This window comes from Alistipes sp. CAG:268 (assembly GCA_000434235.1).
Taxonomy (GTDB): Bacteria; Bacteroidota; Bacteroidia; order Bacteroidales; family Rikenellaceae; genus Alistipes; species Alistipes avistercoris.
On record FR891975.1, the window covers coordinates 46,912 to 56,335 of the forward strand.

9 protein-coding genes are annotated in these 9,424 nt (G+C 55.1%); 5 read left to right on the forward strand and 4 right to left on the reverse strand.

Going from position 1 to position 9,424, the window contains the following annotated elements:
• Positions 1–13: 13 nt before the first annotated feature.
• The 5 genes from QZL63_RS02340 to QZL63_RS02360 all read left to right on the forward strand — a co-directional run bounded on the left by QZL63_RS02340 (position 14) and on the right by QZL63_RS02360 (position 5,550).
• Positions 14–1,081, forward strand: coding sequence for a DUF1972 domain-containing protein (locus QZL63_RS02340; protein WP_022307732.1), 1,068 nt, complete (start codon positions 14–16; stop codon positions 1,079–1,081).
• A 62-nt stretch (positions 1,082–1,143) separates the two neighbouring features.
• Entirely contained in the window at positions 1,144–2,220 is a 1,077-nt protein-coding gene (locus QZL63_RS02345) for a mannose-1-phosphate guanylyltransferase (RefSeq protein WP_290585639.1), read from the forward strand.
• A 603-nt stretch (positions 2,221–2,823) separates the two neighbouring features.
• Positions 2,824–3,372, forward strand: coding sequence for a sugar O-acetyltransferase (locus tag QZL63_RS02350; RefSeq protein ID WP_290585646.1), 549 nt, complete (start codon positions 2,824–2,826; stop codon positions 3,370–3,372).
• A gap of 1,581 nt (positions 3,373–4,953) precedes the next feature.
• Positions 4,954–5,244 carry a helix-turn-helix domain-containing protein gene (locus tag QZL63_RS02355; RefSeq protein ID WP_022307735.1) on the forward strand — a complete coding sequence of 97 codons (291 nt, stop codon included), beginning with the start codon at positions 4,954–4,956 and terminating at the stop codon, positions 5,242–5,244.
• Between the two features lie 78 nt (positions 5,245–5,322).
• On the forward strand, positions 5,323–5,550 hold the full coding sequence (locus QZL63_RS02360; protein ID WP_157359521.1) for a helix-turn-helix domain-containing protein: 228 nt from the start codon (positions 5,323–5,325) through the stop codon (positions 5,548–5,550).
• Between the two features lie 88 nt (positions 5,551–5,638).
• On the opposite strand, the gene QZL63_RS02365 is transcribed toward QZL63_RS02360, so the two are convergent.
• The 4 genes from QZL63_RS02365 to QZL63_RS02380 form a co-directional block, all read right to left on the reverse strand.
• Positions 5,639–6,808: a BACON domain-containing protein gene (locus QZL63_RS02365; protein ID WP_022307736.1), complete on the reverse strand. Its 1,170-nt coding sequence runs from the start codon at positions 6,806–6,808 to the stop codon at positions 5,639–5,641.
• A 43-nt stretch (positions 6,809–6,851) separates the two neighbouring features.
• Complete coding sequence (locus QZL63_RS02370) at positions 6,852–8,147, reverse strand: leucine-rich repeat domain-containing protein (RefSeq protein ID WP_022307737.1); 1,296 nt, start codon at positions 8,145–8,147, stop codon at positions 6,852–6,854.
• A 530-nt stretch (positions 8,148–8,677) separates the two neighbouring features.
• Complete coding sequence (locus QZL63_RS02375) at positions 8,678–9,028, reverse strand: hypothetical protein (RefSeq protein WP_022307738.1); 351 nt, start codon at positions 9,026–9,028, stop codon at positions 8,678–8,680.
• A gap of 11 nt (positions 9,029–9,039) precedes the next feature.
• Positions 9,040–9,285, reverse strand: a complete 246-nt coding sequence (locus QZL63_RS02380) for a tyrosine-type recombinase/integrase (protein WP_022307739.1) — start codon at positions 9,283–9,285, stop codon at positions 9,040–9,042.
• Between the last annotated feature and the right edge of the window lie 139 nt (positions 9,286–9,424).

Genomic DNA, 9,424 nt, shown 5'->3' on the forward strand with positions numbered 1-9,424 from the left:
TAAATCTCATATTATGAAACAAGTTGCGATTATAGGCACGCAGGGAGTTCCTGCGCGCTATGGTGGCTTTGAGTCTTTGGTAGAGAATATTATCGGAGAGAATTGTCCGGCAGATATTCACTATACGGTATTTTGTAGCAGCAAAGATCTCTCCAGCCGGGACCCCTCCTATAAAGGGTGTAGCTTGAAATATATTCCCTTGCACGCCAATGGAAGTCAAAGCATCCCATACGACATCATTTCATTATGTAAAGCGATTCGCGGTTATGATGTAGTGCTGGTTTTGGGTGTGTCGGGATGCAGCTTTCTCCCGATTTTCCGGCTTTTCTTCCGCAAAAGGCTTATCATCAATATTGATGGTCTTGAACATCGTCGGGATAAGTGGGGACGCGTAGCCCGATGGATTCTTCGCTTTTCGGAGTCCATGGCCGTTCGTTATGCCGATGTCGTTATCTCTGACAACAAAGGAATCCAGGATTATGTCCGCGAAACCTACCACAAGGAATCGGCGTTAATCGCCTACGGAGGAGATCATGTCTGGCGGAATCTTTCGGAAGAGACGCAGCAAAAGTATTTGGATCAATATGGGCTGAAACCGGGCGAATATGCAATTACCGTTTGCCGGATCGAACCGGAGAACAATTGTCATATCACCCTGGAGGCCTTTGCACGTAGTAAGAAACGTCTTGTGTTCATTGGCAATTGGAATCACAGCGAGTATGCCCGGAATTTAAAGGAGCGCTATAATACTTATCCCAATATTTCGTGCCTGGATGCGATCTATGATCTGGACGTGTTGTATGCGTTGCGGTCGAATGCCGGGTTTTATGTTCATGGACATAGTGCCGGAGGAACAAATCCTTCCTTGGTGGAGGCCATGTTTTTCGGATGCCCGATTCTGGCCTACGATGTGGTGTATAACCGGGAAACTACACAAGGTCAGGCGTACTATTTTTCGAATGTGGAGGAGCTGGAGAGGCTTTTGCAGCGGACGGATTTGCGAGGCGATATTATGAAATCGATCGCGGAAAAGGAGTATACCTGGAAACATATTTCCCAGCAGTATTGTGCCTTGTATTAACAAGGCAAGTAATCTTTTCAGATTATTTAGATAGCGGCTCGAATATAGGGCGGCCTTAAGATATGTCTAATCGAATAAATCGCTACTGCGTCATCATGGCCGGAGGAATCGGCAGCCGCTTCTGGCCGGCCAGCCGACGCCACCTTCCCAAGCAGTTCCTCGATATTCTGGGCACGGGGAAGAGCTTCATCCGCCATACGTTCGAACGTTTTGCGCCGATCATCCCGGCGGAGAACTTCCTGGTCGTGACGAATGCCGCCTACCGGCAGCTGGTTCTCGAGCAGCTCCCCGAGCTCCGGCCCGAGCAGGTGCTGTGCGAACCCGTCGGACGCAATACGGCCCCCTGCATCGCCTATGCGGCCTTCCGCCTCAAAGCGCTGCAGCCTTCGTCGACGATGGTCGTAGCGCCGTCCGACCACTTCATTTTCGACGAGGAGGAGTTCCGCCGCGACATCACCTCCTGCATGGAGTTTGCCGAGGCGCGCGATGCGCTGGTGACGATCGGCATCCGTCCCTCGCGCCCCGACACGGGCTACGGCTATATCCAGACCGCATCCGTCGGGGAGATCTCGCCGGTCGCTTCGTTCCGCGAGAAACCCGATCTGCAGACCGCCATGAGCTACCTGGCGGCGGGCAATTACCTCTGGAATGCCGGGATCTTCGTCTGGTCGACGCAGAGCATCCTCGCGGCGCTCGAACGCCACCTCCCGGAGGTCTACGGCCTCTTTGCTAAACGGTCCGCGGCGTTTGCCTCGCCCGACGAACGGCCGGCCGTGGAGGAGATCTTCTCGCGCTGCCCGTCGATCTCGATCGACTATGGGGTGTTGGAGCGGGCAGCCAATGTCTTCGTGCGGAGTTCGGATTTCGGTTGGAACGACGTTGGAACATGGGGTTCGCTCTATGAGCTCTCGGCGAAGGATGCCGACGGCAACGTCGTGCCGACCTTTTCGAAGCTCTACGACACGACCGACAGCCTGATCAAGGTGGCCGGCAAGAAGGTCGTCGTGGTAGATTCGCTGCACGACTATATCGTGGTTGATACGCCGGATGCGCTGTTGATCTGCCCGCGTTCGCGCGAGCAGCACATCAAACAGGTCCTCGAAGATCTCACGCCGATCGACGACGGACGGTTCGTCTAGTTGCTCCAACTGGTCTGAAAAGGGCTGATTCCCTACCGGGGAATCGGCCTTTTTTATGCCTGAAACCGTTGCTTTTTCGTCGGAATCCAACCGAAACTCGGGCCCGGCATACGGTGCTCGGTGAAAATATTTCGCAAAAGATTCGGTTCCCATGCACTTTATGAATATACCCGCAACTTGTCCGGTTAAGCGGAGTCTGTTATCTCTGAGATAGACCGGATCACTGTTTACTGAAAAACATTATATTTGCAATGGCAAAACGATTGTTTTGAAGATAATGGTAGGGAAGGTTGAATTTTGACAGCATAGAAAAAGCTGCATTCCCGGATAAATCTGCTGTATGGCCCCAACGACGCTCAGCTCTCAGTTATGCCGGGCTGAAAATGAGTAAGAGTCTCTTTGGATGGAACATACGAGGCTGAATCTTTTCTTTTTGTTCGCAACTTGTGTATGACGCTAATGAGAATCAAGCAGAAACATCAGGAATGATTGATTGAACAAATATCCGACCTTCACATTATTTAATTTTGCTACTGAGAATCGTTTCGATCACTTCAAAGTTAACGAAATATGACAGAATGGGATAAAATGTAGAAACATCAGATCTATAATGATTTTGATGGTGATCTGTTCGACCTGCGGGTTCAAGCCAAAAAGCTATTCAAGGAATTTAACCGTACGGAAGACGAAGAGACTGATCGGCGTCAGGAAATCATGCGTCAACTCTTCAAGAAAGTAGGAGAACGCGTTTGGCTGGAGTCGAATTTTACCTGTGAATTCGGCAAAAACATTACGATCGGGAATGATGTCTATATTAATTTTGGATGTACGCTTCTTGATTGCGGACAGATAACAATCGGGGATAATACGTTGCTTGGTCCTAACGTAAGTGCATTTTCGGGCAATCATTCCCTCGATTCGGCAGAACGTATCGCCGGAGCCTTAATTCCCAAACCTATTACTATCGGAAACCGAGTTTGGATTGGCGGTGGTTGCACCATCCTCAGCGGTGTGACCATCGGTGATGATACGGTTATTGGGGCAGGAAGTGTTGTAACCCACGATATTCCTTCGGGTGTTCTGGCCGCCGGAAACCCTTGCCGGGTATTAAGGAAAATCACGGATAAGGATAAAGTCGGGTTTCCCGTATAGTCGAGGGAGAATAGACAGCAAGAACCTTTACACTCTTTCAGCTGCGATCAAAACGGTTTTCCCCATAGGATTTCAAGTAGATTCTGAAAGCCATTTGCCCGTTCCGAAAGGTTGAGAATTCGGAGAGCTGGAGTTCAAAAAGGGCCGATTCCCTACCGGGGAATCGGCCCTTTTTTGTACCCGAACCCTTTGTCTTTTTTGACGGAATTCAAATTCGGATTGCTGTGAACCCGGGTTGAAAAACGTTTCCGAACGCTCGGATATCGTTCCGGTTTGAGAACTTTTTTCGGCAGAAAAGCGTGCCGAATGGGGCCTGTTTGAGGGGATGATTCTACAGAATCGTCCCCCTTTTTTGTGCTTGTAAAGACCCGTTTTCGAGTGCTGTATGATTGAATTTCGACCGCATTTCGAACGGGTCTTGAGTGAAGCCGGCGAGAATCCGCCGGCTGTCGGGAATTCGGGCCGGGCCACGGTGGCCCCTGTAAAAAACGACGACTTCGGAGGAGTTTTCCACCCCCTTGCGGGCAAGCTGTTTTCTGTTACGAAATCTATTTCGCGTAACGGAAAACACAGCTTGCCGGGGCCAAAACATATAATGTTTCTGCCCCTAACAACGGGTCGAATATCACGCCCCGTTCCCGCTTGTTCGCCGACCAATCTGAAGAGGCGAACCGCCCGTCCCCGAAGCCGACATCGGGAACAAAAACGGTCAAAAAAAGAAGGCCGCAGGGCGTCTTATTCAACCGCAGGGTGTCTTATTCAAAAAGACCGACTGACTGATTGACGTCAGTACTGACTGACTTCAGTACTGACTGAAGTCATGGTCTTCTGTTTCCCAGTTGTTTTGTTTTGTTGTTGTGCTGTTGTGTTGTTGTGTAGTTTTGCTGGCTTGCTGTTTTGTTGATATCAGTATGGGTGGGCCGATGGAGATTCCGATGCCGGGTGGAAGGTCGGAGGTTTTCCGGGACGGTGAAAGCGAAACGGGACGCCTCTCCGAGGAGCGTATACCTCCGAGGCCGGTTGGCGGGAATCGGGTAGGGTAGGGCTACCCGCGCTGTGGGGGTACGCGACGGAGGTGCCTCGGGTGCGGGATCTCGGTGCCGTAACGGAGCCGGCGCGGATGGTATCCGGGTTCGGACGTCTTCTTCCACGCGGAGCCCGGCCCGGGACGGATTTTTGACGCCGATACGCTCGCCCGCCGCCGCTGAATCCCCGAATTGCCCCGGCGCGTCGAGGAAGATCGGTGTCAAAACCCCCGGCGGCTTGATGCGCCCCGGCCCGACGGCTCCGTGGTATCTTTGCGGCCGAAGCGGATGCCATCCGCCCGGGTGAGAAGCTCCGGGAGCACTGCGGCATACCGAAATTCCTCCGCCCGCTTCCTGCCCGGATGCCGATACCTCGATGTGCCCGTCCGGTTCCCGAACGGTCGTCCGAAATCCGCTCTTTGGGAGGCGTCGCACCCCCGAAACCGACGCCAACCGGTGCCACACCGACGCCAACCACTGCCATAGCGCACCGATGGCGGATCAATCGGCCCGGGATGCCCTATCTTCGCTCCCGAAACCCTAAACGCACAAGATTATGGAGTACATGATGGTTGAAAAACGGAGTTACGACCGCCTGGTCGCGCGCATCGAGGCGCTGGCACGGCGGGTGTCGGAGCTGTGCCGGCGTCAGGACAAGACCCTGCAGCACTGGCTCGACAACGAGGAGGTGTGCCTCCTGCTGAACATTCAGAAACGGACCCTGCAGCGTTACCGCGAACGGGGCCTGCTGCCCTGCACGCAGATCCGCCACAAGGTCTACTACAAAACCGCGGATGTCGAACGGCTGCTGGCCTCGGCGGCCTACCGCTGTCGGCGCCAGTCGTAAAACGGGACGGTTATGGACAAGCAATCGGTTTTTCAAACGGACGAACGTCCGGAGTCGCTGCTCCGGACGCTGGAGCAGATGGAACAGGATCTGGACCGCTGCATCGGGGCGCTCCGTCCGACGCTGGGCGGCGAACGCTACCTGACGGACCGTGAGTTGTCGGAACGGCTGAAGATCAGCCGCCGGACGCTGCAGGAGTATCGCTCCTCGGGCGAGATCCCCTATTACTGCGTCTGCGGCAAGGTGCTCTACCGCGAGTCGGATATCGAGCGGGTGTTGGAAGAGCACTATTTCGCCTTGCCGTGATGGCGGCGGGCCTTGTCGGCAAACGAAAGACGGCCCGGAGTGCTCCGGACCGTCTTTGGCGCGTCGCCCAGTAGAAAGCAGGGCGGAGCTACTCCGCCTTCCGGAAGTCGATGGTGGTATCCCGATTATTGTATACCCAAGATAAGTAGTTGATTGACAAACTCTCCGGACGCGTCTCGTTGTCGAACCAGGCCGTGATCGGGAATGTCGAAAGTCCGTTGCCGGGATTCCTTTCACACCGCAAGTAGTTCAATGCCCGGTTTTTGCTGATATCCAACCCCGTCAACAGATTGTCAAAGCAATGCAGCTCCTGCAATGCCGTGCAATGGCTGATATCCAGCGACGTCATGCCATTGTCGCAGCAGTCCAATTTCTGCAGCTCCGGACATTGGCCGAGGTCCAGCGTCGCCAACTGATTGTCGCGGCAGTTCAGTTCTTTCAGGGCTGTACAGCCGCTGATATTCAACGACGTCAACCTGCTTTTTTTGCAGCTCAGAATCTCCAATGCCGTGCACCCGCCGGCATCCAACGACGTCAATCTGTCCCCTTCGCAGTCCAATGTCCGCAACGCTGTGCAGCCGCTGACATTCAACTTCGTAAATTCTGTTCTTAAACAGTATAGTAGTGTCAGTGTTGAACAGCCGCTGACATCCAGTGAGGTCCAAGCCGTTTCTTGGAAACCCAGATGTTTCAGCGATTTGAAAAACTCGATACCCCGCAGGTCGGTCAGAGATTCGGAACTGCTGTGGCCACTCCCAATTTCCAGTTCGGTGACGCTGGCAATCGTTTCCATGTCTTGCCGCGTGATCTTTCCCACATCGGAAATAATGTCTTCCTGTTCCAGAAAATCCGCGAATACCGGGTCGAAGAGCGAGGTGAAATCCGCATCGGCGGATGCCCCTGTCTGGGTAACGGTTATCTGCACGGTCTGCGCTCCGCAGGCGATGTCCACATAAGCCGTGCGGGACTCCTCCGTGATTCGGGGCGCGGCGGTCAGTGTGACGCTCTTGCTGCCGGCCGTGCCGATTGCGGGCGTGACGGTCAGCCAGCCCGAGTCTTCGCCGGCGACGGAGAGTGTCCAGGCGGCCGAGGCCGTGAAGGAGAGGGTCGTAGAGCGGTTGTCGATGGCGTCGAGCGTATACTCGGTTTGTTCGATGGTCAGAGGCTGCGGGGTGTCAGATCCTTCATCCTTGCTGCAGGCTGCAAGGGAAAGGAGGGTTGAAAGTGTCAGCAGGTAAAACGTTTTCAGGGTTTTCATCGCGTTTGTGTTTGTTATCGGTTAGGAACAAGGGTTAGGGTGGCTATTCCGTCTTTCGGAAATCGATGGCGATCGTTTTGTCGTCGTAGGTCCACTCCATGGGCAATATTCTGAGATTCGCCGGTATGTTCGAGTTGTCGAACCAGGCTGTGATCGGGAAGGTTGAAACTCCGTCGCCGGGATTGTTCTCGCACATCAATGTCCGCAACTTCGTACAAGTGCTGATATCCAGCGACGGCAGCTGATTGCTGTCGCAGGCCAGCCCCATCAGCGACGTACAATTGCTGAGATTCAGTGTCGTTAACTGATTGTTGTAGCAACTCAGTATGATCAATGATGAGCAACCGCTGAAATCCAACTCCGTCAACTGGTTGTCGGTGCAGTCCACTTCTGTCAGCGACGTACAGCCGCTGAGACTCAGCGACGTTAACCCGTTCTTGTTGCAAGACAGGTGCTGCAGCGGCGAGCTGCCGTTGAGCTTCAGCGACGTCAACCCGTTCTCATTGCAGTCCAGGTACTGCAGCGACGAGCAGCCGCTGACATCCAATGACGTTAATTGGGCCCTGTAGGCCATTATCTCCTGCAACGACGTACAACCGGAGACATTCAGCGATGCCAACTCACTGTTGTAGCAGGTGAGCGTCTTCAATGCCGTACATCCGCTGACATCCAGCGAGGTGATCGGATCCGAGCTGCAATGCAACTCGATCAGTGACGGATGATTGCGGATAACCAGCTCGGTCAGGTCCGTATCGGAGCAATCCAGTTTTCGCAGCGACTCGAAATACTCGATCCCTTGCAGGGAGGTCAAGGGTTCGGTATACTCGCTCAAATCGTCCAGCCTGATCACATTGGCCAGATATTCCATATCCTGTCGCGAGATCTTTCCCGCATCGTAGATATGGCCCATCTCCTGCAATCCGCGGGCGAACGACGGGGCGAACCGGTCGGTGAAATCCGTGATGTCGGTCATGTACTGGGTGACGGTTACCGGCGCGGGTTGCTTGCCGCAGGAGATTTCGAGACGGACTATGCGTTCCGCCTCGCTGAAATTCCTTCGGGCCGCCAGTTCGACGGTCTGGCTGCCGGCCGTGCCGCTTGCGGGCGTGACGGTCAGCCAATCCGCGTCTTCGCCGGTGACGGTGAGCGTCCAGTCGGCCGAAGCGGAGAAGGTGAGGGTTGCAGAGCGGTTGTCCAGGGCATCGAGCGTGTACTCGGTCTGTTCGATGACGAGTCCGGTATCCGCGGGGCTCGGATTGGGATCGGGGGTTGAGTCGTCGTTGCTGCAGGCGGCAAGGGCAACGGCGGCAGCGAGTGTCAGCAGGTAAAATGATTTCATAGGTATACTTATTCTATATTGAGTTTGTATGTGCGGTTTTTGTCTTCGGTATGGGCGGCTCATTGCCATTGCCGGGCTCCAGACAGACCGGTTGGAAAGGGTTTCTGCTCCTGTGTGGTATATGGGGTGTTGGAAATTTTTGTCCGAGGCAGTACGTCCGAAGGTGCATGGACAGACTAAAGGTAGGTGAAAAAATCGAGAAATCCGAGGCTCCGAACGCCCCGATGTGCGGAATTTGTCAGAATCGCACATTTTTGTCGAATGGGCATTTTCTGCAATTGTTGTTTGGGCACATTTTTGTCGTTTGAGCACATTTCAAGATGTGCCGCCGACCGCCTCCGGCGCGGGAAAACCCTTTGTCTCCGACGCACGGGCCCGAGACCCGATCCTCGGTGCAGGCATTCCCGCTGCCGGGTGTCCGGCCAAACAAAACGGACGCCGCCTCCGCAACGGGAGACAGCGTCCGCTGGTGTGTATATGGGTTTGGGGGAAGGGCTCCGGATTCCGGACCCTCGCCGAGGCGCCGCCGGTCAGCAGACCGGCTCCTCGCCGGCGATTGCCACGAGCCGGATCTCGGGCCCGGCGGGTCGGAGCAGCCAGCGGCGGAAGGCCTCGCTTTCGAGGCTCCGCAGCCGGAAGGCCAGCGCCGCGATCATCTCCAGACTGTACAACTCCACGCCGTGAACGATCCGCAGCGTGCGGCCCCTGCGCAGCGCCTCCGAGCGGTAAATCGCCCGGATGTTGGCCCGCACGGCCGCCTCGAAGACCCCGAACAGCCGGGCTATTTCCGACTGCGTGAGCCACACCTCGCCCCCGGCCGTGCGGCGGACCGTGACCCGCTCCCCGTCGATCGCAATCGACCCCGTGAAAACGCTCTCCATCGCCGTCTGTATTACAGGTCGGCGGGCAGGGCGTTCATCTCGCGCAGAATGGTCTGGTCGAGCACCTTGGCGTAGTGACGCGTCATCTTCGTGTCGGAGTGTCCGAGCATCTTGGCGACGCTCTCGATCGAGACGCCGTTGGCCAGCGTGTAGGTGGCGAAGAAGTGCCTTGCTGCGTGTGAAAAACATGCTCTGACGGCATTTCGCAGATGGCGGCAACGAAAACGTAAATGGTTTGGAATGAGGCGATTTTCCATTTTTGAGGGAGCAGTCAACCGCACACCGTAGCGAGACAACCGTTACCAGACCGTTACCCGTATCGTTACCTCGGCGTCCACAGGTAACCGGCAGCGATCGACAGACTTCCGCACGGCGTTTTATTCTCTGAATCACCGG

Coding starts and splice junctions, on each gene's coding strand:
- QZL63_RS02380 (WP_022307739.1), bottom strand. CDS start 9,285: ATGGAAAATCGCCTCATTCCAAACCATTTACGTTTTCGTTGCCGCCAT.
- QZL63_RS02345 (WP_290585639.1), top strand. CDS start 1,144: ATGTCTAATCGAATAAATCGCTACTGCGTCATCATGGCCGGAGGAATC.
- QZL63_RS02340 (WP_022307732.1), top strand. CDS start 14: ATGAAACAAGTTGCGATTATAGGCACGCAGGGAGTTCCTGCGCGCTAT.
- QZL63_RS02370 (WP_022307737.1), bottom strand. CDS start 8,147: ATGAAATCATTTTACCTGCTGACACTCGCTGCCGCCGTTGCCCTTGCC.
- QZL63_RS02360 (WP_157359521.1), top strand. CDS start 5,323: ATGGAACAGGATCTGGACCGCTGCATCGGGGCGCTCCGTCCGACGCTG.
- QZL63_RS02355 (WP_022307735.1), top strand. CDS start 4,954: ATGGAGTACATGATGGTTGAAAAACGGAGTTACGACCGCCTGGTCGCG.
- QZL63_RS02365 (WP_022307736.1), bottom strand. CDS start 6,808: ATGAAAACCCTGAAAACGTTTTACCTGCTGACACTTTCAACCCTCCTT.
- QZL63_RS02375 (WP_022307738.1), bottom strand. CDS start 9,028: ATGGAGAGCGTTTTCACGGGGTCGATTGCGATCGACGGGGAGCGGGTC.